Source organism: Paenibacillus sp. MBLB1832 (assembly GCF_032271945.1).
In the GTDB taxonomy this organism is placed as follows: Bacteria; Bacillota; Bacilli; order Paenibacillales; family NBRC-103111; genus Paenibacillus_E; species Paenibacillus_E roseopurpureus.
The window spans coordinates 363,415-388,347 of record NZ_CP130319.1; the positions used below are offsets into that span (position 1 = coordinate 363,415).

Here is a 24,933-nt window from a genome sequence, read left to right on the forward strand (position 1 = left end):
ATAGGAGGAAACGATAATGACACAACACCAATCCAACCTACAAGAACGTACAGGTATCGCAACCTTAGGCGGAAATCCAATAACCTTGCTGGGTCCAGAAATCAAAGTAGGGGATCATGCACCTGATTTTAAAGTGAACAAAGACTTGGTGACTGAGGTGAGCTTGGCGGACTATGCGGGCAAAGTGAAACTGATTTCCGTCGTGCCATCCGTTGATACAGGAACCTGCGATGCGCAGACACGCCGCTTCAATGTAGAAGCCGATAAGCTTGGGGACAACGTAGTGATTCTAACCATCTCGGTGGATCTGCCATTCGCACAAAGCCGTTTCTGCGGGGCAGCTGGTATTGATAAAGTCGTGACCTTGTCCGACTATAAATATCGTTCGTTCGGGCAAGCTTACGGCGTTTTGATTAAAGAGATCCAGTTGGACCAACGCGCGATCTTCATCGTGGATGCGAATGACACTGTTCGCTATGTTGAGTATCTAACCGAGATGAAGGATCATCCCGATTATGATGCGGCGTTACTTGCTTTGAAGGAGATTGTGTAAGGCGGGAGTAGTGGGTAAAGAGTAGAGAGCAGAGGGCGGCCATCCTGGGGGATGGCTGCTTTTTTGCGTTGTGATGATGAGTCTAGTGAAACAGCTCTTTGTCGCATTCACTGTACAAGTAGTGGTCAGATGAGTAAGAAATTAGCTAGTTTAGTAGAGAGTTTTTGTCGTGCTGGATAGGTTGGGTTTGGTTGATTGTGCAAATTAGATTGGAATGATGCAAATATGCATCATTATTGAGGGATGAGGTGTTGAGAGGTAAATTGATGCGAAAATGCAGGATTTTGGTGCGTAATCGGGCTGTGGAGCGGAAAAAGCAGAAAAATCCTGCAGATTTGCAGGATTTTAGTGCGAGATGAATGCTGGGCGCGGAAATGATGCATATTCGCATCAATTCGCGTGTGGACGGCCCGCGGGGGCCATGCGGCCATTCTGCGCCGCACAAGCGTGTTGCCGCGCGACTAGCGACGCGGCGCAAAACGCTACCGCCGCAGCGGGATCTCGCGGCTGCCTTTGACCATGCCCGCTCCGCAGAGCGGGCACGGCTTCGCCGCGCGTCGTGCCTCCTGCGGCGAAGAGATCCGCGACCAGGCTTTGCAGCCGGTCGCGCCGCACACCCACGCCGCGACCCGCTCGGTCGCGGCTCGGCCCGCACCAGCCACGGCTCCGCCTGTGGCTGCCCGCCCTCCGGCCGCTCGCGAAGCAGCGGCCGAACCACCCACAGCCGCCGGCTTGCTGCGGCTGACAACCCCTGCGTCCGCGTCTGGGAACGCGGACAGCAGAAAGCGGGAAGGCTCCGCCTTCTTCCCGCGATAATACGCCGGCGAGGAGATGAGCAGCTCGCCTTTCGCCCTTGTCACGGCGACGTAAGCGAGTCGCCGCTCCTCCTCCAGCGCGGCGCTAGCCTTATCCCGCGCCTCCACACCCGCCATTTTGACATCGTCCAAATGGCCCGCATCCAGTGCCGAGCTATGCGGCATATTGCCCTCGATCGCACAGAGGAGGTATACAACTGGAAACTCCAATCCTTTCGACTTATGAATCGTCATGAGTGAAATTTTATCCGCGAATTGATCTTTTGGCAGCCGACCCATTTCCGTGCGTTTTTCCGCCACTTCATGGATAAAATAAAGAAACTGCTCCACTGTATCGAACCGCTTGGCCGAAGACTCCAGCTCGTCCAGCGTTTCCTTCAACATTTCGCGATGATGCGTAAGCTTACTGCGCTTATTCGTTTCCAGGAACGCATCATAGAAATCTTTTCGAATCGCCTGAATCGCCGCCAGCGGCGTCATCTCCACAAGCGATTTAATTAGACGGATGCGAGCTTTCAGCTTATCTTTCTGAAAATCCTTCAACTGCGGAAGCCCAAGTAGATGGATCAGCGGCCACTTTTTCGCCTGAATCGCTTCGCCATCTTGAATAATACGCATGCCTTGATCTCGTCCAATATATAATGAGGGGAGGACACCTTCGATCGCTTCGAAATTTCTCCGCTCATGGGCAATGCGCAAATGGTCGATAATCGGTTTCACCATCCACTGCTCATAGAAGGAATCGTTGGTCCCGTAATCGACGAAAGGGAGGTTATGCAGGATGAGCGCTTCAATAATAGCGCGGCTATTGCTCGCCGTTCGGTACAAAATCGCAAAATCCCCATACCGCTTACCGCCCTCAGCGACTTTCAGCCGAAGATCTTGGATGAGCCAGTCGGCCTCGTCATCACTGTTCGCAGGTTTAACATAGTGCGGCTTTAACGTGCTTTCCTTGGTTGCCAGAAGCGTCTTCGATTTCCGCTGCACATTGTGCTTAATAATCGCATTCCCCAACCCGACAATGCTGGAGGTGGAGCGATAGTTGATATCGAGCGTAACCGTTGTGGCGGCAGGATATTGCTTGTGAAAGTGTAAAATAAATTCATTGCGCGCCCCGTTGAACGAATAAATCGTCTGGTCATCATCCCCTACAACCATCAAATTTTGGTGGGTTTGGGCAATCATTTTAATAACCTCATACTGAATCGTATTCGTATCTTGAAACTCATCGACACTGATATATGTGAATTTCCGCTGCAGGGAGCGCAGGATATCGGGATTCTGCCCAAGAAGTTCATACGCTTTAATCAAAATATCGTCAAAATCGATCCTCATCTGTTCCATTTTCCACTGTTCATATTGCAAGAAAATCCGCTTTACTTCCTGCTCTTCCTCTGTGCCCTCGGGGAGATCTTCGATTGCTATTAGCTGCATTTTGTACGAAGAAAGTAAGGAAATGAGCACTTCAGGTTGGTACGTGTCCTGCAAGCCCATGCTTAGCATGATCTTTTTGAACACGATTTGCTGATAGCGCCCGTCACTCAGAATTTCCTGTTGCAGCCCATTCATCCGCAATAGTCGCAGGCAAAAGGCATGAAACGTCCGCACCTGCATCATCGACGCTGATCTCGCATCCAGGCCAGGCATCGTCGTGAGACGTTCCCGCATTTCTTCGGCTGCTTTTTTGGAAAACGTAATGAGCAGCAAGCTGCTCGGCTGAACGCGATGGACACGAACGAGGTAGGCGACGCGGCAGACGAGCACGGTCGTTTTGCCTGAGCCTGCGCCAGCCAGTGTGAGGAGAGGGCCATTCACATGGCGCACCGCCTTGATTTGTGCTTCATTCAGGAGAATGCCGTGCTGTTCCAGCTCGCGGAAAAAATAAGCATCCGCATCGGTATCCGGCACGAGCTCGGTGCTATTTGTTATAAGCGCCAGCCGCGCGTGCGGAATGGGACGCTCCGTAGTTGGTTTAAAGCCTAAAGGCGTTGTATACATAGGAAGGGGATTCATTTTGACCACCTGTTTCATGACAATGTTCATACCAGCCTCTGAAGGACTGAATCATCTATTTTAGCATAAATACAGCGGGATGAAAGGATAAATAGGTATATGGGTAAATCTTACGTAAAATTGCTGTGGAAGCAGTTCACGGAGCATGATGCGACAGGGCTTGCCGCCCAATGCGCTTACTATTTTCTACTTTCTCTCTTTCCGTTGCTGCTGTTTGTGATGAGCTTATTGGGGTACTTGCCGTTCGACTCGGACGATGTTATTGGTTTAATTCGCGAGTACGTTCCAGGCGCAGTGGCAGGGTGGCTCGAGGATACCTTAAGTAATTTGCTCAATGTCAAAAGAGGAGCGACCCTGTCCTTCGGTTTAATTTTAGCCTTAGTATCCGCCAGCGCCGCGATGAATGCGATTGTGCGGGCGGTCAATAAAGCGTATGGGCTTCCCGCGCGCAAGAGTTTTATTCACTCGCGGTTCCTGGCAATACTACTCACCTTGGGTATGATGGTCGTGATCGTCTCGGCGCTGCTGCTCAGCGTCTTCGGTCACTGGATTGGGGATTGGTTGGCTGAGCATGTACATGTCGCGGCTTCTCATGTGGAGTTGTGGAATCATCTTCGCTGGATCATTAACTTTGTCATCGTCTTCGTCGTTTTCATTGGGATTTACTACATCGCCCCCAATACCTGCTTAACGTGCAAAAGCGTACTCCCCGGCGCCCTGTTCGCGGCAATCGGCTGGCAAGGAACGTCGTGGGCGTTCTCCTTCTATGTCAACAGCTTCACCAACTACAGCGCCACGTATGGCAGCATTGGCGGGATCATCGTGCTGATGACCTGGTTTTACATTTCTGCGCTGATTATCATCGTCGGTGGTGAGATTAACGCCCTGCGGCATGTGCGAACCATTGCCATCGCCAAAGTAGGCGACGACGCGGCAGGGAAGAAGCTCGTCTGAGTGACGACGCTCTTTGGCGCACGCCAGAGCTATTCGCGCTTCAGTGAAAAACCCCAACGCGATCTGCGTTGGGGTTTTGTAGGTTTAGCGGGGGAGCCCCTCGGGAGGGGCTCGATAGCGGTGGTCAACCACTGCTAAATCGAGAATTCAGCTAGTTTGCAGGAAAATAGAAGTGGTCAACCACCGCTAAATTTGCGTTTGAGCACCAAATGTAGGCGAATAGTGCGATTTAAGAGTGGTTAACCACCTCTAAATCGAGAATTCAGCCAGTTTGCAGGAGAATAGAGGTGGTCAACCACTGTTAATTAGCGTTTGAGCACCGAATTGCGGACCCACCCCCTCACCAGCTCAAAACGCCGCCCTCAATCCGCTTCACACCTCGGATTTTGCCAAGCTGCTCGGCTAGCTGGAACAGCGCGAGATCCTTCACCTTCGCCTCAATCATCACATCGATGCGAGGGAGGTCGATCTCTTTACAGCTTTTGAGAAAAGCGGTGAGCATCTCTGGCTCGATGTAGTCGGCGTGCGAGCGAACCTCCTTTTCACTTTTGGGCGAGGAAACGTGAATTTTCATTGGCAGCTCGCCCCACGTTTGCGCGATTTGGGGAAGCAGCTCGATCGGCGTCGCCGCTGAGGGATTGCACCAGTCATGGTGCAAATCCAGCATGCATGGGCGCTGCAGCTTCTGGCTGACAGCTAATGTTTCCTCGAGCGTATAGGTTTTGTCATCGTTCTCGAAGGTCAATCGCCGCATCGCATGCGCGGGCACCTTCGGTGCGTTGTCGAAGAGCTTCTGCGTCGCGGCTTCTTTATCCCCGTACACGCCGCCGACGTGAATGTTAATAATGGCGGACTCGTCAAGTCCCATGCCATCCAGAATAGCAGCATGGTAGTTCAGGTCTTCAATCGCGGCATCGACAACCTTATCGCTGCCGTTCAGGAGCGTGAACTGGTTGGGGTGCATGCTGAGCCGCATGTCCTGTTCCTTTGCGAAGTCGCCGAGCCTCCGCAGCTCGCTGGCAAACTCCGCGGCAACATCGATGCCCACATCAGGATGTGTCGCAAGCGGGATCAGCGCGGACGACAGCCGAAACAGCCGAATACCGTGGGCGGCATTGTAGTAGAGGATGCGCTGCGTCGCCTGCAAGTTTTTGCGGCCAATCTCCAGGGCACGCTGCAGCGCCTCTTCGCGCGGACGCTCCGAGAAGAGCTTATAAGTAAACGTCGAGCTCGGCGTGTTATTGAAAATCGCCATTGCCGTAGATACGTAGCCAAGCCGTATGATCAAGTAAATGCCTCCGATACACGAAAGTGGACTTGTGGGTGTCCATAGTGTACCCTTTTTTTAAAAATTTGCCTAATCCTTTTTCAACCTAAGACTGAAAATTGGCTTCTAGATCGTGTGCAGCGTGGCTGCCCCTCACTTTAATCGATTTTAATATAAACATATTCAGCATCGAGTTTCACAGGATACGTCTTCAAATCGACACAAGCAGGAGCACGCTTCGCTTCCCTGTCGTATAATCAAAGCGCCCGTTATGTTTCGGACATTCGATTGTCTTTCCCACAACCAGCCCTTCCGATAAATGAAACTTCTGGTGTGTGCAATAACCATCGGTAGCGAAATAGTGGTTGTGGTCCGCACGATAGAGGGCAAATGTTCGCTCGCCATAATCAAAGCGGAAGACGTCTTCTGGATCGATATCTTCAGCGGCGCATACCTGAATCCATGGCTCATACTGCGTCATAATTCGCACCTCCCTGTCCCACAGTTATTGGAACAGATGCTTGCTTCCGAGCATTCTTTTCGGCAAACTCCCGATAACGCGGCACGACATACGTAGGATCCTTCTTTTGGCGCCTAAGGGCGGCGACTGTCTCACGAACGGCTGATGGGAGACTCGGAGCCGCGGCAGGGCAGTCGTGCTTAATTTCTGCATGCAGCGCAGGCAAGTTATAATACGGAACCATAGGAAACATATGGTGTTCCATATGATAATTCATGTTCGAATACAAAAACCGAAGGAACGGATTCGTATAGAATGTGCGGGCACATATCCGGTGATCGGTCATGTCCTCGTAAAGGCCCATGTGTTGGGTCAAGACAAGCAACGTATTGGCGAAGAAGCCGTAAAATGCCGGCAAACCTACATATAAGAGAGGCAGAACAGTTCCCAGATAAAAGCATAACGCAATCAATCCTCCGTAAATCAGGACAAATAACCGTGCTTCCCAAAACAGCTTGCGGTGCTGGCTCTCTGGAATCAACTCCAATTCCACGGCGTTCAATATGCCGATCGATTGTCTAAGCAGCGTGTGAACTTGAAGATGGAACCCAGTCACGCGCAAAAACACGCGAAGTATGCGACGGAACTTCGGCGGACGCGGCTCCATAATTTCAGGATCGCTCCCTACAATAATCGTATCTGTGTGGTGTCTAGTATGGGTCCATCGAAAGTTCGTCGCTTGCTCCAGGATGAGAAAGGAACAAATCTGATAAATCACTTCGTTGACCCAAGCCGTTCGAAACGGCGTTCCGTGGCTGTATTCGTGCCATCTCGATACGGCTGATATCGAGTAAATCATGCCATATGCGGCAAACGCGGGAATGGCCAACCAGGTGCCCCAAGTTAGAAAAGCCACATACCCCGAAACGACCAACAATCCGATCCAAAGTAAGATGTCGCGCAAGGCTGGTCCGTCCTTGCGGGCCATAAGTTCCTTCATTCGTTTACGTGGAACAGGACACTGGTACCATTCGGCAGACACGAGTCCTTTCTCTATCGCTTTGTGACGCTCTGGCCCCCATATGCTGTAGTCCCTTTGCTTCATTTCGCTCATATGCAATCGCTCCTTATCGGCTTGCAGCCTGATTTGAACTCGTTATATGCCAAGTGTATACGATTACATCATCATTGACTTCCTAGATTATATAAAATAGGATTGGATACATGAGCGTATTACGTTCGGGAGGCTGACGATGGACAAGTCCACTAAACGTGCTGCTGCCTTAACGCGATGGGTGTTCCCGCCTGAATCAGAACCATCGCTACAAGAGTCCGATCCAACCCTGGCGAGAATCATTCCAGAATTGTGCCGAATTGGACATCAGAAATACACGGAAGCTTTTCAAATTCCACTACACCGTCATGAACATGCATACGAATTCGTCTACTTGCAAAATGGCAGCGTCACCTGGGAAATAGACGGAACGCTATTTCCAATGAGCGCTGGGCAGTGGTTCTATACCCGGCCAGGTGAGCTGCACAAAGCACGGTACGATTATATGGAGCCGAGTCAAATCTGGTGGGTGATCATCAACGATCCGGAAAACGATCCGAACTGGTTCCGTCTGAATGAGGCAGAGCGAGAGATCATCATTTCCCGTTTTCACAGACTTCCACGAATATTTCAGGGCGATCCTCGCACGCATGAGCGGTTCGCACACCTAAAAACGACGCTCAATTCGGATAGTCCCGATCATTTGCTGTTCGCTCGCTATCAGCTGATGGACATCATCCTTCGTTTATTGCAGCCTGTTACCACGAAGAAGGTAGAGCCCGAGCTTAGAGAAACAATCATCCGCACCGTTCAGGAAATGACGCAATCACCTGAGATGCGATTTTCGGTTGCTGATATGGCTGAGGCCGTTCGCGTGAGTGAGTCATATTACTTCAAACTTTTTAATGAAATATTCGGACAATCGCCTTCCACTTACATGGATCGCATCCGCATCGAACGTGCGTGCACGTTGTTAAAGACAGGAATCTCTGTAACAGAGACCGCTTTGGAGCTTGGCTTCAAGACGAGTCAGCACTTTACGAGGGTGTTCAAGAAAATCATCGGCAGTTCACCGAGCGAATGGCGTAAAATGGTGTCTGACAATTGAAGCTTGTAAACAAAAAACGGAGAGGCTCGTGGCAAATGCCAAGGAGCCTCTCCATTTTTACATATCGTTAAACTCGCTCAACCTTCAACAAATTCGTCGTACCCGACTTCCCGACAGGCACACCTGCGGAGACGACGGTCAGGTCGCCTTTCTTCACATAGCCTAGAGCTTCCGCTTGGGAGATCGCCTGACGAATCATCGCGTCCGTCGATTCGCAGAACTCGCCAAGCACAGGGATAACACCTTGCACCATGCTCAATTGGCTGATCGCATACTCGCTCGCCGTGATTGCGATGATCGGCGCTTCTGGGCGGTATTTCGCGATCATTCGCGCGGTGAAGCCAGTTTCGGTCGGCGTCAGAATCGCTGCGGCACGCAGCTTATTCGCAGAGGATACGACCGCCTGACAGAGCACTTCCGTCACGTCATTGTAATCCTGCAGCTGCGCATCCAGTGCGGAGCTTGGCTCTTTCAGCTGCTGCGCGCGCTCGGCAATCGTGGCCATCGTCGTAACGGATTCCACAGGATATTTCCCAGCGGCCGTCTCGCCGGAGAGCATCACGACATCGCTGCCATCAAGCACGGCATTCGCAACGTCACTCACTTCCGCGCGAGTAGGGCGCGGGTTGCGCTGCATGGAATCCAGCATTTGCGTTGCGGTAATAACCGGTTTGCCCGCTAGGTTACAAGCGCGGATCATATCTTTTTGGGCGATCGGAACTTCTTCGGTCGGAATTTCAACCCCAAGATCACCACGGGCAACCATGATGCCGTCGGAAGCTTCCAAGATCCCTGCGAAGTTCGTCATGCCTTCTTCGTTTTCAATTTTCGAGATAATCGGTGTTAAGCCAGCACCATATTGTTCAAGCAGTGCGCGAACCTCGCGGACGTCATTGCCGTTACGTACGAAGGACATCGCCACGATGGAGATTTTCTCTTCGACGCCGAATTTGATGTGCATGACATCGCGCTCGGTGACGCCAGGCAAGGAGGTGCGTACGCCAGGAAGGTTAACCCCTTTGCGCTGCTTCAATTGGCTTGGATTCAAGACGGAGCAAGTCACTTCCGTGCCGTCGATCATTTCGACGCGAAGCTCGATCGAGCCGTCGTCGATCAGAACCAAATTGCCAGGCTTCACGTCTTGCGGCAGGCCTGGGTAGTTCACAGAGACACGGCTGGAGTCGCCGATAATTTGTTCCGTTGTCAATACGATGCGATCGCCCGTTTGCAGATCATAAGAAGCATCTTTCAACTGGCCGATGCGGATTTCCGGACCTTTAATATCCATCAGAATCGGGATAATCGTGCCCATTTCCTTTGCGGCTTGACGCACGCGCGCAATACGGCCGCGATGCTCATCGAGATCGCCGTGCGCCATATTCAAACGCGCAACGCTCATGCCAGCGCGAATCATTTCTTTCAGAGTAGAGACGGAGTCGCACGCAGGCCCCATCGTACAAATAATTTTCGTTTTACGCATGGTGAAGGACTTCCTTTCGATGGTAAGGGATTAGTTGGCTTCATTATATGCTGAAATGGTGCGAGTTTCCATGAACTATAGTATGATATATGTAATATAGTACGATGAAGGGGCGGCGATGAGATGCAGCTATTGGATTTTGCCTATGATAAAAGCAGTACCTGGCAGGAAGAAGTACCTTGTGAGCAGGCCAGTTGGACAATGGTTTTTGTATCCTACGGACGCTGTACATACACCATCGAGGAGAAGAAACAAACGCTGGAGAAGGGGCAGTGGCTGCTAATTCCTGCGCATACCTCACACCATGGTCGCAGTGTCCCAACGAAAATTCACGAAAAATTCGTGCTGCACTTCGATCCCCGAACGACTGGAGAGCTTTTCCCTTTGCTTCGACAGGGGTCCTTCAGCTCCCGTAAGACAGGTAAATTCGATATTATCGTCGACCGGCTGCGCCTGATGTATCGCGGATGGCAAGACAAACAGCCCTACTACAAAGTGCTGTGTGAAGCGCATTTGCAAGAGCTGTTCGTGTATCTGCAGCGAGAGTGGGATCAAGCGGCTGTCACCACTGGAACTTCACTGCTCGTGGAGCAGATGAAAGGCTATATACAGAATCACTATCGGGAGCATGTGACCAAGGAGGAGCTAGGGTCATGTATCGGCAAATCTCCGAACTATGCGGCGTCCCTATTTCGCCAAGTGACAGGCCAAACGATCAGCGAATTCGTTAACATGACGAGGATCAAAACAGCCGTGTACATGCTCCGCCATTCTGCACTCACCGTAACAGAAATAGCCGAGTTTATCGGCTATAATGATCCTTCATATTTTTACCGGGTATTCCGTAAAATTACGGGGTTAGTACCGACGGAGCTCGTCTCTGACCGTGAAACGATTCGAAAATAATTACATCGTACCGCCGCCAAGACGCACATTAGCAGGAATTTGTTCAGGTCCTTTGTTGATGTACTCATAAATAAATGTGCCGACACTAGCTTCATCGAACTTTGCGAGCGGCATCGTTTTGGTCCAAGCGGTGACGACAACCTCTTGATCCGCAGGAACGTCGGGGTTTGGTACAGCGAGCACACCTGCGCCAGCCGTCGTGAAATGGGTTAAATACTCAATCTGATCGAGCAGCGCCTTTGGGGCGTCGGGGTGGTAGTGAATAATGATATCGCCATGTTCCATATTGTGGACGATCTTTTCTGTCGGAGGTTTCTCCTTATAGAAACCGAACTTCAAATCGTGCGGGCTGTGCGTGCCAGATGTCGGAATTTTCATTTCATACATCAACGTGCCGTCTTTGTGATCACGGCCATAATCTTTATCAGTTGTCACTTGAATCGGCGCATGAAAGTTAAGCTTATCGAGACTGTACTTGCCTGCGGTGCTTTGCAGCAGCGATGTTCCGACCAAGCCAATGGCAATAATCACAAGCGCGTGGGAGAGGAGCAGCCACGTTTTTTGTTTCTTTTTCAAGAGCTGTTTCTCAGCCTTCTTCAATCGAGAGTTGTTTTCCTTATTCACTTTGGCCGCTAAGATGTAACCTGCGATAGCCAATACAAGAACAGCCAGTCCAATATACAGCAAGATCATAGAATGAGTTCCCTCCTGTTAAGTAGCGTGATTCCTCGACATGTATTGTTTTTACATTCCTCAATTAAGCAGACACTACAAATTGTAGTTCTTCTGTTGGATAGAAGTCAACTTCTAAGTAAGTTTCCCTCGCACACGTAGACCCAACATAACAGCTCATCCACACCATGAATTCGCGCACGCATACAATGTAAGCAAGTCCTGTTAATTTACTGCGCTATTTATACCCATTTTAATCCAAATTAGGTATTTCAAACATTGAATAGGCGGAAAATGGAGGTGATTACTAAGCGCGTGTTTCTTGATAATCGATGATATGAAAGGAGCAAATGACTGAGATGCCTGCATTAATTACAGGAATTGTGTTTAATGATTTAAATCATAATGGCCAATTCAATCCTAGTGAGCCTGGGATTGCCAATGTTTTCGTTGATTTATACAGCAATACGAGTGCGACATGCCTTACTACACAAACAGATGCTAATGGCAATTATAGTTTTTCCGTTAGTGTGGCAGGGACTTACACAGTGTATGAGCCCGTTGCTAATCCTGGGGTAACGTGTCCCCCTACTATTTTTACACAACCTAGTGGCTTTACGGTGTCGAATGGGCCAAGGAAATTAACCGTTACGGTTACCCAAACTCAAATAAATAATAACGCTACCATTTCAAACATAAATTTCAGCCATGATACGACGAACAACCCATTATTTTGTTCTACAACAATGATTCAGTTTACAGGACGTCCATCGGTTTGGTACAACATCAACATTGTAACGGGCACCGCAACTGCCCAAGGGACGGTCAGTCCAGCCTTAGAAATTAATGCCATAGCTTACAATCCGTTAGACAATTATATTTACGGCTATGATCAGCTTACGAATCATATTGTGCGTGTAGATAGTAGTGGAAATGTGACCGTTTTGTCGCCGCTTCCTCCTGGAATGCCTGTCGATGGGTATAATACAGGGACATTTGATCTAAATGGTTTTTACTATGTGTTTGTGAACGATAACTCACGATTCTATGTCGTAGACTTACGACCTAACTCGCCAACCTACTTGAAACTGGTGAATCCGGCCAACGGCTTTCAAGAACAGACGAGCAATTTCGGCGTCGCCTTAAGCAGAGCTTTAAATGTCAGTGACTGGGTATATCGCTCCCAAGACAATAATTTATACGGAATCACGCCAACAGGCGTTGTTCAACGAATCTCCCCCACCTCGGGAGTTATTACCAATATAACGACCACACCTCAGAATACAGGCCCATTCGGAGCCGTAGCAATTGATGCCACGGGTACCATCTATGCGATTTCAAATAGTAACGGAAACATTTATCGTTATACGATTGCGGGAAATACAGCAACTGCCCTCAGATTTTCTACGACGGTAACCTCCTCCTTTAATGATGCAACGCTTTGCCCTTTGGCGACGATCAGTCTGGATTACGGAGATGCGCCAGATACGTCCGCAGGCAATGGCCCCAATAACTATTCGACCACACTGGCTAGCGATGGACCTCGTCATCAACTCCTAAGCGGATTGGTACTTGGTACGCAAGTCACATCAGAAACAGACGCTTATCAAAACCCTACAGCAACAGGCGATGATCTCATACAAGGTGTACAAGATGACGGACTTTCTGTTCCACTCCCTACACTGCCTGTTAATGCCACTAATTATTCTTTACATGTAACGGTAACCAACCAATCGGGAAGTTCCGCTAATTTGTACGGTTGGGTTGACTTCAATCGAAACGGAATCTTCCAAGGCAATGAAGCTGCACCCGTTCAAGTAGTTCCATCTCAAGCAGGGACGCAAGTCGTGACTTTAAACTTTGTAGTACCCACAGGTGCAGGTCTAACACCAGATCACACGTTTGTAAGACTTAGATTTACAACTGATATACTGGTTAATCAGAATGCTAGTCCTACGGCTGAGGATACGAGAAGTTTGGGACCAGCCTCAGACGGAGAAGTCGAAGATTATTTGCTCCAAATTGATGCGGTTGCGGACTTGCAAGTTGTTAAAGGTAGTAATTTGCCACAAGTGCTCCCGGGCCAGGAGCTCATCTACACGATTGATATTACGAACAATGGGCCTAATGACGCACAAGATGTTACCTTAACGGATGCAATTCCAGCAGAGTTGCAGAACCCTGAATACAGCTTAAATGGTGGAGCAACGTATCAAGCATGGGATGGAAGTGTAGACCTAGGAACTTTACCAGCTGGAGGCAACCTGCTCGTTCTAATACGAGGTACTGTGGGTAAATCGGCTTCTGGCATTATTACGAATACAGCTGTTGTCAGTAGCTCAACCCCTGATCCTGACCCTTCCAATAATAGCTCAACAGTGAATACACCTGTGGTTGCAAGTGCCGATTTATCGGTAATCAAAATTGGAAGTCCAAGTCCTGTGCTTTCTGGCGAGCTGCTTACGTATACAATTGTCGTTTCGAATGCTGGCCCATCTGACGCGGCTAACGTAAGTTTAACTGATGTCGTGCCAAGTGAGCTGCTTAATTCGGAATTCTCCAGTGATGGAGGCGTTACGTATAACCCATGGGTTAGCCCTTACAGCATTGGAACAGTGACCAGCGGGGATACAGTCACCATACTCCTAAGAGGGACGGTTAGTCCTGCCGCAGTTGGAACCATTACGAATACAGCAAGTGTAGATTCGACAACGGAAGACCCTGATCCAACGAACAACACCTCCACAGAGGTGACCCCAGTGATTACCTCCGCGGATATTTCGGTGGATAAGCAAGGAAGCCCTGTCCCTGTCCCTGCTGGCGGCGTGCTCACGTATAGTATCGTTGTCGCCAACGCAGGTCCATCGGATGCAGCCGATGTGACATTGGCTGATGCCATACCAAGTGAACTAACGAACGCAGAATTCTCTATCGATGGCGGCTTAACCTACACACCATGGCCTGGCAGTTACAACATTGGCATATTGAACAATGGAACATCTATGACAATCTTGATCCGTGGAACGGTCAATCCATCTGCCACTGGCACGATTACAAATACCGCTGTTGTCAGCAGTACAACGCCAGATCCAGATCCTACGAACAACGTATCAACCGAAATTACACCCGTGAATACGTCTGCCGATCTATCCATTACCAAAACGGGAAGCCCAGATCCTGTACCAGCAGGAAGCGTGTTGACCTACACATTGCTTGTAGTCAATGCAGGGCCGAACACCGCTCAGAATGTGACAGTAACGGATGCAGTGCCAAGTGAGCTCTCGGGCGTGCAGTATTCTCTGGATGGCGGCGTTACATTTAACCCATGGACTGGTTCAATTAATATCGGTGCACTAGCCAATGGGTCGACAGCCAGTATCCTCGTCAGCGGGACGGTCGATCCGTTAGCTACCGATGTGATTACCAATACGGCAACTGTCGATTCAACGACGCCAGATCCAGATCCAACGAACAATACCTCAACGGTGATAATAGCCGTGAATACATCGGCGGATATTTCCGTTGTCAAAACGGCCAGTCCAGATCCCGTTTCAGCCGGAGACCAGTTGACGTACACGATCGTTGTTGCGAATGCAGGCCCTAATAATGCGCTGGCTGTCATGCTAACGGACGCGGTGCCGAGTGAATTGACGGGAGCTGAGTTCTCGGTAGATGGTGGAGCTACGTATAACCCATGGACGGGAACTTACAATTTAAGCACATTGATAGCAGGAGCTTCGACTACCGTTCTGATCAGGGGAACCGTAAGTTCTTCAGCTTCTGGATCGATCACGAATACGGCGACAGTTGATTCAACAACGCCTGATGAAGATCCAACGAATAATACCTCTACCGTTATTACGCCCATCAACGCTTCAGCAGATATTTCGATTGTCAAAACAGCAAGCCCAGACCCTGTGACAGTCGGTGGTGTACTCACATACACATTGGTGATCTCCAACGCGGGCCCTTCTGATGCCGAGGAAGTCATGATTATTGATGCGGTGCCAAGCGATCTTGCCAATGAAGAAGTTTCGATCGATGGCGGTATCACATTTAACCCATGGGTGAATCCGTATAATTTGGGGGCACTTGCAAGCGGCGCCACCGTCACCTTGCTCATTCGAGGAACGGTCAGCGCATCCGATGAGGGGAGCATTACGAATACAGCAGTCGTTACTTCAACGACACCAGACCCAGATCCAACGAATAACACCTCTACGACGACTACGAATGTAAGTGTATCTGCTGATGTTTCCATTGTAAAAACGGAGAGTCCTAATCCTGCACTCCCTGATGAGCTGCTCACGTATACGATTGTCTTGTCGAATGCAGGCCCATCCGATGCGCAGAACGTGACCGTCACCGATGCGGTGTCAAGTGTGCTTTCCAATGTAGAATTCTCTGTAGATGGCGGCACGACGTACCATCCATGGGGAGGTTCGTACAATATTGGAACACTCGCTAGCGGGCTAGTGTCAACCATCTATATTCGCGGCTTGGTTAACCCAACGGCTTCTGGAGTGATTACGAATACGGCAACGGTCACTTCAACGACACCAGACCCTGATCCCTCCAACAATACCTCTACAATCAACACACCGATTACACCTTTAGCAGACATGGCGGTTGTCAAAGTGGGCAGTCCCAATCCCGTACTTCCAGGCGAACTGCTCACCTATACGATTGTTGTATCCAATGCGGGCCCATCGGCAGCTGAGCAAGTGATTGTGACCGACGTGGTGCCAAATTCGCTTACGCAAGTCCAATACTCGTTAAATGGAGGCATAACGTACGTCCCATGGACGGGTTCTGTTAATCTGGGCACGTTATCCAATAGTTCAAGTGCAACCATCCTGCTTCGTGGCATTGTAAGCCCATCTGTTACGGGTTCTATTACGAACACAGTAAGCGTGACTTCAACAACGCCAGATCCTGATCCCTCTGATAACACATCAACAACAGTTACACTTGTTGATGCTTCTGCTGACATTTCGGTTGAGAAAACAGGGGCATTATCGCCAATACCTGGGGGGCAGCAGCTCACGTATACCGTATCCGTATCAAATGCAGGTCCGTCTAATGCACTGAGCGTTATGTTACAAGACATTGTGCCAAGCGAGCTAACGAATGTTCAATACTCCCTTGATGGAGGAACCACCTATAATCCATGGACAGGTTTTATTAATTTAGGGACGATAGCCAATGGCCAAACCGTAACCGTACTCATTCGAGGCTCGGTCAATCCATCGGCTGCGGGAACGATCACGAATACGGCAGTCGTCGTTTCCACGACACCAGATCCAGATCCAACCAATAACACGTCCACGGAACGAACACTGCTTGCGCCGCAAGCAGATCTCTCCGTTGTTAAACGCAGCAGCCCGAATCCCGTGCTTCCAGGCCAAGTACTCACTTACACAGTGACAGTGACGAACGCAGGTCCGTCAGAAGCCCAAAACGTATCTGTGTTAGATAGTGTGTCAGGTGAGCTTACACAGGTCGTATTCTCAGTAGATGGAGGTCTTACGTATCAACCGTGGCCTGGCGTTTACAGAATCGGCACGCTAGGCCCCCGTGCTACAGTCACTATTATAATTAAAGGGAGAGTACGCTTATCCGCAAAGGGAAGTATCCGAAATACCGCAATCGTGGATTCAACGACGCCAGATCCTGATCCATCGAACAACATGTCAAGCATATGCACGATCATTGCTCGTGTATGTCGGAGATGCTGCTCTTACCAAAAAAGCTGTAAATGCAGTACATGTCGTAAATGCAGCAAATGCAGCAAGTGCTGTACATGTAAGAGAAGAAGCAACAGCTGTACGTGTACCAAAAAGACGACATGCACCAAACACACGAAGCCTGTCAGTTCAACCAAAAGAGCGATCAAACCCACGACATCCAAAAAGCGCAAATAAGAGTTAGTTGTATTGAACAGAGGGTGCCTTCTTAGGAGGGCGCTCTTTTGCATTAGGGTCAATTCCCACGCACGCGTTGCGACTTTCGAAGCTTGGGCAGTGAACTGGACGGCTGCTTGCGAATCCAGCGCAGAAAGCTTGCGATGGCAGGGTCTTGCTGTAAAGCAGGTAGGGAGGTTAACTCTCTTTCAACTAGATCACTGTTGGTATACAAGGCGTGAATTTGTTTATGGCATGGGCGGCAGAGCTGAGCAGTAGGCAGCAGAGTGCCTCCCATTTCCTTAGGTGTCAGGTGATGGATGGTCGTTTCTACGTCGACTCTGTCGCATAGTTCGCATTGGCTATCCTTCATAAGTTGCCTCCATGTGTGAAAATAAACCGTCAATCCTGTCTTTACGTAGTTAACTTTCCCTGTTGGCACTTAAAATAAAGGATATGATGCCCTCAATGTTGAAATATGCAGAAAAATGTCAAACCATGTTGCTTGTCAGTTTAGGAGGGTCAAAGATGTCAGATCAACTGCTAGAATTAAACAGAAGGAACAGCTTGATGGTTAAGCTTTTGTGGGCGTGTCTTGCGTTAGGCGTGGCGGCAGCGTATACATCTGTTTCTATGATGATCACACTTATTTCAGTAGGAGTCCCAATAGCTGCTTTATGTTCGATTTTAACGTGGAAGCAAGTTGCAATCCCGTATACCAAGTATATCATTGCAGTTGGACTCAATGCGATCTCTTACTTTTTCATGTCGAACAGTAACTCATTGATTGGGGTTCTGATCTTGTATCTAAGCTTGGCGCTTATTTCTTTGTACATGGACTACAAACCGCTAGTGCTCAATGGTGTGATTGGGCTCATAAATATGAACTATTTCATATCGACGCTGACACCAGAAGTGGATGTGATTGGGTGTGATGCTTTTTACATACTAACCATCATGACACTGATCGGGCAAGGACAGATCGGCACGAGAATGCTCGCGAGCGTTGCCCAAAGCGCCAAAGAATCCGAAGTCTCACGTAAGAAAACGGATGAAGTGCTGACAGGTGTGCGGACGACATCCGAAGCGCTTGGCAACTCCAGCAGTGCGCTGCAGGAGAATGCGGCCGTGACAGGACGGATTACGGAGGAAGTCGTTGCTGCTTTTCAGCAAATTACGGTCGGTATTGAGTCGCAGGCTTCCAGCATTACGGACATTACTTCAGCCATGCAAGATGTGAACGAGACAGTTGAACAGACGACCGCAGCGTCGAACACGATGAGCAGCCGATCGCGCGACACGGCGAAGATGACGAATGAAGGCAAGACCCAGATGGAAGATTTGTCCCTCAAAATCAAAGATATTTCCGCCATAGTCTCCGAGACTTCCAACATCATGAATGAAGTGAACGAAGAAAACGTGAAAATTGGAAACATCGTTTCCACGATTGCGGAGATCGCAAACCAGACGAACTTGCTGTCTCTGAATGCCTCCATTGAAGCAGCGCGTGCTGGCGAGCATGGGAAGGGTTTCTCTGTTGTTGCCAATGAAATTCGTAAGCTAGCGCAAAATGCCCACATCGCCTCGACCGATATCTCGGAGATTCTAGGGTCGATTCAGTCCAAAGTCATCACAGCCGTGGACAAGGTGAACGTCGGTCTGACAGCTGTAGAATCGGGGAAACAATCTACTGACAACGTAAATCAGTTGTTCGAAATTATTAATACCAACACGGCGGAAGTGATGGATCAGGCGGAGCATTTGCAACGCATGAATCAACAACTGCAAGTATCCTCACAGCGCGTAGCGGAGGAAATGGCTTCTGTTGCCGCGATTACCGAGGAATCAGCGGCTTCTGTACAGGAAGTGCTGGCAAGCGCAGAAGTCCAGCAGCATCGTGTGCAGGATATTGTGGACAGCATCCGTCAATTGAACGGATTAACGATTGATTTGAAGTATCTAATTTCGAAGTAACTACATGGTAAAAAAAGGGTTGCCAAACAGGGGATAATCCGCTACAGTTAAGCCAAATGAATAGCAACACGGGTGCTTGATAAAGTCAGGCTGAGATAGTGGCCGTATGCCGCTGACCGTTAATCTGATCTGGATAATGCCAGCGTAGAGACCTGATGTGCTTTTCTAGCACGAAGTTTAAGCCTGCCGTTAATTCGGTGGGCTTTTTTTGGCATGTTCGCCTATTTCATTCAAACATTGAATTTGGGAAAAGGAGTGGTTTACAGATGGCGCAGCAACAGGTAAGTAAGAAGGGGTTAAAATTAACCGATATTTTAATCACGATCGTTATTTCCGCGGTATTTGGCGTGATTTATCGCATTTGGGGGCCGATTTATGATCTATTGAAGCCGCTGGGGCTGCACGCCGAGCAGTTGAGCTACGGCATGTGGTTCATGGCAGCGACATTTGCGTTCCTCGTCATTCGTAAGCCAGGGGTTGCGCTGCTCGCCGAGGTTGCGGCGGCAACGATAGAGGCTTTGTATGGCGGTTCATGGGGCGTGGCGACGCTGGTATATGGGATCCTACAGGGTCTTGCCGCAGAGCTGGTATTCGCGTTATTCCGCTATCGCCGTGCGAGCGTCGGGGTGACGATGCTGGCGGCTGTCGCTTCAGGCATTCTTTCCTTGGTCGTGGATACGTACTATGGGTATATCGATCAACTCGCGTTCTGGAATTATTTGCTATTTATCGGCCTGCGCTTCTTAGGCAGTGCCTTGATCGCTGGCGTATTCGCGTACTATTTGACGAATGCCTTGGCTCGTACGGGTGTATTGAAGCTGATTCGCCCTGTTTCATCCAAAGATTACGACGTACTAGGGTAACGCCATGAGTGAAGGAATGAGCGTGACCAATCTGCGGTTAAAATATCCCGGTGATGACGCCCCCCTGATCTTTCAGGGGGTTTCCTTATCCATAGCACCTGGTGAGAAGGTGCTGCTGCTCGGACCGAGCGGCTGCGGCAAATCCACTTTGCTGCAAGTGCTAAGCGGGATCGTGCCTGAGATGATCGAGCTGCCGCTTCGAGCAGATGAAATTCGTCGACCTAGTCGCTGGGGCTATGTGTTTCAAGACCCGGATACCCAGTTCTGCATGCCTTATGTGGATGAAGAGATCGCGTTCGTGTTGGAAAATCAGGAGGTTCCGCGAGCGGAGATGCCAGCGCGCATTCGGCATTATTTGGACCTCGTTGGACTCCATTTGTCCGAGGTGCATACGTTAATCAGCGCGTTGTCTCAAGGCATGAAACAGCGGTTGGCGATAGCCAGTGTACTGGCGCTTGAGCCTGAGGTGCTGTTTCTCGATGAGCCTACGGCGCTTCTAGATGAAGAGGGGACCACGCAAGTGTGGGACACAATTCGGGCGGTTAGCCAAGATCGCACACTTGTCGTTGTGGAGCATAAGATCAGCGGGCTCATGGACTTGCTAGATCGGGTGATCATCTTCACGCCAGAGGGGCAGATTTTGGCGGATGGTTCGCCGCGTGTGGTGTTTGCGGCGTACAAGGATCAAATTCGGGAGTATGGTATCTGGTATCCCGGGGTGTGGGAGGATTATGAGCGGGAGCGGCATATTCAACCGCCAACCCAACTGTCCCACCAAACGCAGCCCCTCATGTCCTTGCAGGACTTCGTGGGGCTCCGCGGCGGGCAGATCAAGACCTTTGTGGATAACTTGCAGGTGTATCCTGGCGACTGGATCACCGTTGTCGGGGCCAACGGCGCGGGCAAAAGCTCGCTCCTCCTTGCCATCATGCGCCTCATCCCGACCCGCGGAAGCTGTGTGATCGCGGGCGTGGTGGGCAACAAAGTCAGGCAGCTCGCCGAGCAGATTGGCTTCGTGTTTCAAAACCCGGAGTTCCAGTTCGTGACGAACTCCGTGGAAGAGGAGCTGACCTATGGCTTACCAAGTGGGCAGCCAAGGGAAGAGCAGCGTGCAGCAGTGGAACAGCTGCTGCACGAATACGACCTGCTGGCGGTGCGTGGGCAGCACCCGTTCCAGCTCTCGATGGGCCAGAAGCGCAGGCTGAGTGTGGCAACCGCGATGGTTCGCGGGCCACGCATCCTGCTGCTGGATGAGCCCACCTTCGGGCTCGATGCGCAAGGGACGATGCGCATGCTCGAAGGGCTGGAACGGCTGCGCGCCAGCGGCACAGTGATCGTGATGGTGACACACGATCATGAGATCGTCCAGCGCTGGGCGACGCGCGTCTGGCAGGTCGAGGCTGGGCGCGTGACGGAAGTCGCGCCTGGCGCCGCAGCAGCTGCGCAGGATGAGGAGGTGACCCGCAGCTATGCAACTAACCTTTCCCTATCGTGAAACGTGGGTGCATCGGGTTAATCCTGGTGTGAAGCTGATCCTGGCGATCGCGCTGTTCATTGTTGTGGTCTTTACGCATCATTTGATGACGATGCTGATTTTGACGGTTGGCGCATTGCTTCCGTTAGCGCTGCTCTCGGGTCATCCCTACAAGCGTTTGTTGTTGTATGCATCGCCGTTTTTGTTGATATTCGTGTCCTCCTCGCTCGGGATGATGATGTTCGGAAAGGGTGAAACCGAGTGGTTCCACTTCGGCATCGTCCGCATCACCGAGGAGAGCTTTTACCGCGGTATCCACCTAGGACTCCGCGGAACGCAGGTTGCTGCCGTGGGCTTGCTGTTCAGCTTAACCACACGGCCTGTCGCGTTATTCTACGCGATGATGCAGCAGTGGAACGTTGCGCCGAAGTACGCATACAGCTTCCTGGCTGCGCTGCGGATGCTGCCTGTCATGCTCGAGGAGCTTCAGACGCTGCGCTACGCGATCCAAATTCGAGGCAACAACACGCGGCGCAATCCGCTCACATCGTGGTACAGCACGATGCGAATGATTGCGATTCCGCTGCTTGCTCAAAGCATTCGCCGCGCCCACCGCACGGCGGTGGCGATGGAAGCGAAGCGTTTTTCCATGAGTCGCAAACGCACCTATTATTATGTATCCTCGTACTCGAGGCTAGACATCTATTACATCGCCTACTGGCTCCTGCTCCTCGCAGGGACTCACGGGCTGGCGGCGATTTGGCCGTTTCTAGGCGGTGTAGATGTGCGTTAACGCTAAAAAGCAGTCCTTTCCATGACGGAAAGATCTGCTTTTTATGTTTTTTAGGCTAAGGTGGACCAGAAGCTACCCACCAAGCCAAATAGAAGCGGTCAACCACCGCTAATTCGGCCAAAAGCAGCTAGAGCAGCAAGTTAAGAGTGGTTGACCACCGCTAACTGTTGCGAATTCGCCTCAACCCCTGCTAAACCAGCCAAATAGAAGCGGTCAACCACCGCTATTTCGGCGAAAAGCAGCTAGAGCAGTAAGTTAAGAGTGGTTGACCACTCTTAATTCATGCGAATCCACCTCAACCCCCGTCAACCCAGACTACTGGCCCCACTTGAGCATCAACGTCAACTTGCAACACGGACTCCCTGTCATACGCGGGCCTACCACGAACTGGATGGCGGTAGGCGTGTAGCTCGTTTCAATGGCGGATTGGCTGCCGAAGGTGTGGACGATGCGGTCTACTTCTTTTTGATTGCCAGTCTGAGCGCTTGTCATCAACTGCTGCGCAATGGCAGGATCCGCGAGTTTCTTGACGAGAAGGGAAGCGTCTTTCAATAAATGTTCAGAGGTGACGGCCGAGTGTGAAAGTATTTTCGTATCCACGGGCGGGAAGTCACGGTCCCACGCCCAGTAAGGCGCATAGTGGTAAGGATGGGCAGGGTACAGGTGATACTGAACGGGGGGATACGGGTACATGGTTGGGTCGTTGTACATGAGACCGACCCCTTTCTGTAAAATGATGAGCACTAGCAATATATGTGAAATGTGGGCGAGTGTGCATCACAATCAAGGCTTAGTCCCACAAGCCATAAAGAATATCATCATGGCATGAGCGTCTGGCGATTCAACAAAGGTGTCATAGGATTTCGCTAATTCTTCGAACTCTTCCTGGGCGATAACCCCTTTCATATACAGGCCGCCAAATCGGCCAATATCCAGTTTGCGTATGAATCCTTCAATGCCGTGCAGATCACTATGTTGAACAACTGATTCCATATCTATGTTAGTAAAACCTGAATTGGCTAATAGGCGCGGCAAGCCTCTGCCAATCCGTCTGTTTCCGCCTCTTGAAGCGGTGAGTTGTCCTAATTTTTTCAAGATAGAAGGTAGAACCTCCAAGTCGGGCTGCAAAGCCCCAAAAATCCCATCATCAATATCAATAATTACTAGCTTGCCGCCTGGTTTGAGTACGCGTTTAATTTCCAGGGCTGCCTGCAAGGGATCATGTAAATGAAGAAATAATAAGCGCGCAATAGCAAAGTCATACTGATTGTCAGGCAGTGTAGTCTCGTAAACAGATGATCGGATAAACGTAAGTCGGGATTCAGGAATATGACTTAACATCGCTTTAGCCTTGGTGAGTGAAGCATCATCGATATCGAGTGACGTTATCTCACTTTGGGGCAGGTGATCTAGTAATTTTTCAGTAACGAAACCTCTACCGCTTCCAACCTCTAAGATTTTCATGCCATTTTCGAGTCCAAACCATTTCAGGGTGCGATATTCTTTATCCCAGCCGAGTAACGCATGTTCCTTTAAACGTTGCAATTCTGCATCAGTATGATCATGTGGAGAGTGAGATGTTGCGTTACGTGCGTCCATGGATGGTTCCTCCCAGATTAACTATTCCAACCTTATTTGCTAATTTTACCATATTATGATTCTAGTGTTTGATGAAAAAATAGACGGACTGAGAATGATAATTATCCTCATTTACTAAACTTTAATTATCTACTTTACAAATGTAAGTAAGAGTCGTATAATAAACACAAACAACATCACAGGCGAAGGAGGACGAAACCATGGGTAAATGTGCATGCGGAAACACGCAAAACGCTGAGGGCAACTGCGACGGTTCACACGCTAAAAAAGATAAATAAGATTCGCTACATATAGGATAGACCATTAAGGACTCTGCGGGCTTCGGCTTGATAGGGTCCTTTTGGTTGTTGGATGACTCCGATGGAAATTGAAAATGCAAAGAGGAACATGTAGAGTAAAGTGTAGATGAGGACTAACTGATGAAGTGGGAGTGGGAGCATGGATGTGAAAGAAGCGATTCGCCAGCGGCGCAGCGTGGGGAAGTTGAAGCAGGACCCCATCGCGCATGAGCTGATCGAGGAAATATTAGAAGCTGCCGTCTGGGCGCCGAATCATGCAAACACCGAGCCTTGGCGGTTCTGGGTGATGTCGGGCGAAGGCCGAAAGCTGCTCGGTCGCGGCTACGCCGAGGTTGCTGTGGCGGAAGCACAGCAAGCGAGCGCAGCGGCAGGCAAGTCGCTGACCACCGAAGAGGAAGAGCAGCTGAACAGCGCCAGCCACAAAAAAGCGTTCCGCGCGCCGCTCATCATCGCCGTTGCGGTATCGCCGTCCGAGCAGCGCGTCGTGCCTGAGATTGAAGAATTTGCCGCGGTGCATTGCGCGGTGCAAAATATGATGCTGACGGCGCACGCGCTCGGCCTGGGCACGATTTGGCGGACGGGCGAACCTACGTATCATCCGAAAATGAAAGCGAACTTCGGCCTCTCTGGCCGAGAAGAGATGGTCGGCTTCGTCTATATCGGTTACCCCGAGGCGGTGCCGACGAAGGCGACTCGGGTGCCTTTTGCAACGAAGACACAGTGGGTGACGGAGTAATCTCTAATAG

General features: G+C 50.2%; 19 protein-coding genes and 1 riboswitch. Of the genes, 10 read left to right on the plus strand and 9 right to left on the minus strand.

Annotated elements, in window-relative coordinates; translation table 11 throughout:
• The first annotated feature begins 16 nt into the window (after positions 1-16).
• A complete protein-coding gene (gene tpx / locus MJB10_RS01675) occupies positions 17-553 on the plus strand; it encodes a thiol peroxidase (RefSeq protein ID WP_314801021.1) in 537 nt (178 codons plus the stop codon).
• A gap of 482 nt (positions 554-1,035) precedes the next feature.
• On the opposite strand, the gene MJB10_RS01680 is transcribed toward tpx, so the two are convergent.
• A complete protein-coding gene (locus MJB10_RS01680) occupies positions 1,036-3,366 on the minus strand; it encodes a UvrD-helicase domain-containing protein (protein WP_314801023.1) in 2,331 nt (776 codons plus the stop codon).
• A 114-nt stretch (positions 3,367-3,480) separates the two neighbouring features.
• Here MJB10_RS01680 and MJB10_RS01685 point away from each other — a divergent pair, with 114 nt between their 5' ends.
• Positions 3,481-4,335 carry a YihY/virulence factor BrkB family protein gene (locus tag MJB10_RS01685; RefSeq protein ID WP_314801027.1) on the plus strand — a complete coding sequence of 285 codons (855 nt, stop codon included), beginning with the start codon at positions 3,481-3,483 and terminating at the stop codon, positions 4,333-4,335.
• Positions 4,336-4,675: 340 nt separating this feature from the next.
• Here the strand turns inward: MJB10_RS01685 and uvsE are convergent, their stop codons facing one another.
• From uvsE to MJB10_RS01700, 3 genes are all read right to left on the minus strand, one after another.
• The gene (uvsE, locus tag MJB10_RS01690) at positions 4,676-5,623 is read right to left on the minus strand and encodes a UV DNA damage repair endonuclease UvsE (protein ID WP_314801029.1); all 948 of its coding nucleotides are present in this window, start codon (positions 5,621-5,623) and stop codon (positions 4,676-4,678) included.
• Between the two features lie 190 nt (positions 5,624-5,813).
• Positions 5,814-6,083 carry a Rieske 2Fe-2S domain-containing protein gene (locus MJB10_RS01695; protein WP_314801032.1) on the minus strand — a complete coding sequence of 90 codons (270 nt, stop codon included), beginning with the start codon at positions 6,081-6,083 and terminating at the stop codon, positions 5,814-5,816.
• A complete protein-coding gene (locus tag MJB10_RS01700) occupies positions 6,070-7,176 on the minus strand; it encodes a fatty acid desaturase (RefSeq protein WP_314801035.1) in 1,107 nt (368 codons plus the stop codon). Before MJB10_RS01700 ends, MJB10_RS01695 begins: the two co-directional genes overlap by 14 nt.
• 139 nt (positions 7,177-7,315) lie before the next feature.
• On the opposite strand from MJB10_RS01700, the gene MJB10_RS01705 reads away from it, so the two are divergent.
• A complete protein-coding gene (locus MJB10_RS01705) occupies positions 7,316-8,224 on the plus strand; it encodes an AraC family transcriptional regulator (RefSeq protein ID WP_314801037.1) in 909 nt (302 codons plus the stop codon).
• Positions 8,225-8,291: 67 nt separating this feature from the next.
• Here MJB10_RS01705 and pyk read toward each other — a convergent pair whose 3' ends face one another.
• Complete coding sequence (gene pyk, locus MJB10_RS01710; protein ID WP_314801039.1) at positions 8,292-9,704, minus strand: pyruvate kinase; 1,413 nt, start codon at positions 9,702-9,704, stop codon at positions 8,292-8,294.
• 123 nt (positions 9,705-9,827) lie between these two features.
• Between pyk and MJB10_RS01715 the strand changes: the two genes are divergently transcribed.
• On the plus strand, positions 9,828-10,610 hold the full coding sequence (locus MJB10_RS01715; RefSeq protein ID WP_314801041.1) for an AraC family transcriptional regulator: 783 nt from the start codon (positions 9,828-9,830) through the stop codon (positions 10,608-10,610).
• Here the strand turns inward: MJB10_RS01715 and MJB10_RS01720 are convergent, their stop codons facing one another.
• A complete protein-coding gene (locus tag MJB10_RS01720; RefSeq protein WP_314801044.1) occupies positions 10,611-11,303 on the minus strand; it encodes a DUF3105 domain-containing protein in 693 nt (230 codons plus the stop codon).
• Positions 11,304-11,641: 338 nt separating this feature from the next.
• On the opposite strand from MJB10_RS01720, the gene MJB10_RS01725 reads away from it, so the two are divergent.
• On the plus strand, positions 11,642-17,206 hold the full coding sequence (locus MJB10_RS01725; protein ID WP_314801046.1) for a DUF7507 domain-containing protein: 5,565 nt from the start codon (positions 11,642-11,644) through the stop codon (positions 17,204-17,206).
• Positions 17,207-17,264: 58 nt separating this feature from the next.
• On the opposite strand, the gene MJB10_RS01730 is transcribed toward MJB10_RS01725, so the two are convergent.
• Complete coding sequence (locus MJB10_RS01730; RefSeq protein WP_314801048.1) at positions 17,265-17,558, minus strand: HNH endonuclease signature motif containing protein; 294 nt, start codon at positions 17,556-17,558, stop codon at positions 17,265-17,267.
• Positions 17,559-17,713: 155 nt separating this feature from the next.
• Here MJB10_RS01730 and MJB10_RS01735 point away from each other — a divergent pair, with 155 nt between their 5' ends.
• The 4 genes from MJB10_RS01735 to MJB10_RS01750 all read left to right on the plus strand — a co-directional run bounded on the left by MJB10_RS01735 (position 17,714) and on the right by MJB10_RS01750 (position 22,289).
• Positions 17,714-19,159, plus strand: a complete 1,446-nt coding sequence (locus MJB10_RS01735) for a methyl-accepting chemotaxis protein (RefSeq protein ID WP_314801051.1) — start codon at positions 17,714-17,716, stop codon at positions 19,157-19,159.
• Between the two features lie 58 nt (positions 19,160-19,217).
• Positions 19,218-19,327: riboswitch (TPP riboswitch) on the plus strand.
• 98 nt (positions 19,328-19,425) lie between these two features.
• Complete coding sequence (locus tag MJB10_RS01740) at positions 19,426-20,022, plus strand: ECF transporter S component (protein WP_314801055.1); 597 nt, start codon at positions 19,426-19,428, stop codon at positions 20,020-20,022.
• A gap of 4 nt (positions 20,023-20,026) precedes the next feature.
• A complete protein-coding gene (locus tag MJB10_RS26795) occupies positions 20,027-21,517 on the plus strand; it encodes an ABC transporter ATP-binding protein (protein WP_314801058.1) in 1,491 nt (496 codons plus the stop codon).
• Entirely contained in the window at positions 21,492-22,289 is a 798-nt protein-coding gene (locus MJB10_RS01750) for an energy-coupling factor transporter transmembrane component T family protein (protein ID WP_314801060.1), read from the plus strand. The genes MJB10_RS26795 and MJB10_RS01750 overlap by 26 nt, the downstream gene beginning before the upstream one ends.
• Positions 22,290-22,604: 315 nt before the next feature.
• Here the strand turns inward: MJB10_RS01750 and MJB10_RS01755 are convergent, their stop codons facing one another.
• Together MJB10_RS01755 and MJB10_RS01760 are read right to left on the minus strand one after the other, a co-directional pair.
• Positions 22,605-23,000: a hypothetical protein gene (locus tag MJB10_RS01755; RefSeq protein ID WP_314801063.1), complete on the minus strand. Its 396-nt coding sequence runs from the start codon at positions 22,998-23,000 to the stop codon at positions 22,605-22,607.
• Between the two features lie 72 nt (positions 23,001-23,072).
• Positions 23,073-23,888, minus strand: a complete 816-nt coding sequence (locus tag MJB10_RS01760; RefSeq protein ID WP_314801065.1) for a class I SAM-dependent methyltransferase — start codon at positions 23,886-23,888, stop codon at positions 23,073-23,075.
• A 438-nt stretch (positions 23,889-24,326) separates the two neighbouring features.
• Here MJB10_RS01760 and MJB10_RS01765 point away from each other — a divergent pair, with 438 nt between their 5' ends.
• Positions 24,327-24,923 carry a nitroreductase family protein gene (locus MJB10_RS01765; protein ID WP_314801068.1) on the plus strand — a complete coding sequence of 199 codons (597 nt, stop codon included), beginning with the start codon at positions 24,327-24,329 and terminating at the stop codon, positions 24,921-24,923.
• The last annotated feature ends 10 nt before the right edge of the window (positions 24,924-24,933 follow it).

Coding starts and splice junctions, on each gene's coding strand:
- MJB10_RS01755 (WP_314801063.1), bottom strand. CDS start 23,000: ATGTACAACGACCCAACCATGTACCCGTATCCCCCCGTTCAGTATCAC.
- MJB10_RS01740 (WP_314801055.1), top strand. CDS start 19,426: ATGGCGCAGCAACAGGTAAGTAAGAAGGGGTTAAAATTAACCGATATT.
- MJB10_RS01765 (WP_314801068.1), top strand. CDS start 24,327: ATGGATGTGAAAGAAGCGATTCGCCAGCGGCGCAGCGTGGGGAAGTTG.
- tpx (WP_314801021.1), top strand. CDS start 17: ATGACACAACACCAATCCAACCTACAAGAACGTACAGGTATCGCAACC.
- MJB10_RS01725 (WP_314801046.1), top strand. CDS start 11,642: ATGCCTGCATTAATTACAGGAATTGTGTTTAATGATTTAAATCATAAT.
- MJB10_RS01735 (WP_314801051.1), top strand. CDS start 17,714: ATGTCAGATCAACTGCTAGAATTAAACAGAAGGAACAGCTTGATGGTT.
- MJB10_RS01685 (WP_314801027.1), top strand. CDS start 3,481: ATGGGTAAATCTTACGTAAAATTGCTGTGGAAGCAGTTCACGGAGCAT.
- MJB10_RS01720 (WP_314801044.1), bottom strand. CDS start 11,303: ATGATCTTGCTGTATATTGGACTGGCTGTTCTTGTATTGGCTATCGCA.
- MJB10_RS01715 (WP_314801041.1), top strand. CDS start 9,828: ATGCAGCTATTGGATTTTGCCTATGATAAAAGCAGTACCTGGCAGGAA.
- MJB10_RS01700 (WP_314801035.1), bottom strand. CDS start 7,176: ATGAGCGAAATGAAGCAAAGGGACTACAGCATATGGGGGCCAGAGCGT.
- MJB10_RS01730 (WP_314801048.1), bottom strand. CDS start 17,558: ATGAAGGATAGCCAATGCGAACTATGCGACAGAGTCGACGTAGAAACG.
- MJB10_RS01760 (WP_314801065.1), bottom strand. CDS start 23,888: ATGGACGCACGTAACGCAACATCTCACTCTCCACATGATCATACTGAT.
- MJB10_RS01750 (WP_314801060.1), top strand. CDS start 21,492: ATGCAACTAACCTTTCCCTATCGTGAAACGTGGGTGCATCGGGTTAAT.
- MJB10_RS01680 (WP_314801023.1), bottom strand. CDS start 3,366: ATGTATACAACGCCTTTAGGCTTTAAACCAACTACGGAGCGTCCCATT.
- MJB10_RS26795 (WP_314801058.1), top strand. CDS start 20,027: ATGAGTGAAGGAATGAGCGTGACCAATCTGCGGTTAAAATATCCCGGT.
- MJB10_RS01695 (WP_314801032.1), bottom strand. CDS start 6,083: ATGACGCAGTATGAGCCATGGATTCAGGTATGCGCCGCTGAAGATATC.
- pyk (WP_314801039.1), bottom strand. CDS start 9,704: ATGCGTAAAACGAAAATTATTTGTACGATGGGGCCTGCGTGCGACTCC.
- MJB10_RS01705 (WP_314801037.1), top strand. CDS start 7,316: ATGGACAAGTCCACTAAACGTGCTGCTGCCTTAACGCGATGGGTGTTC.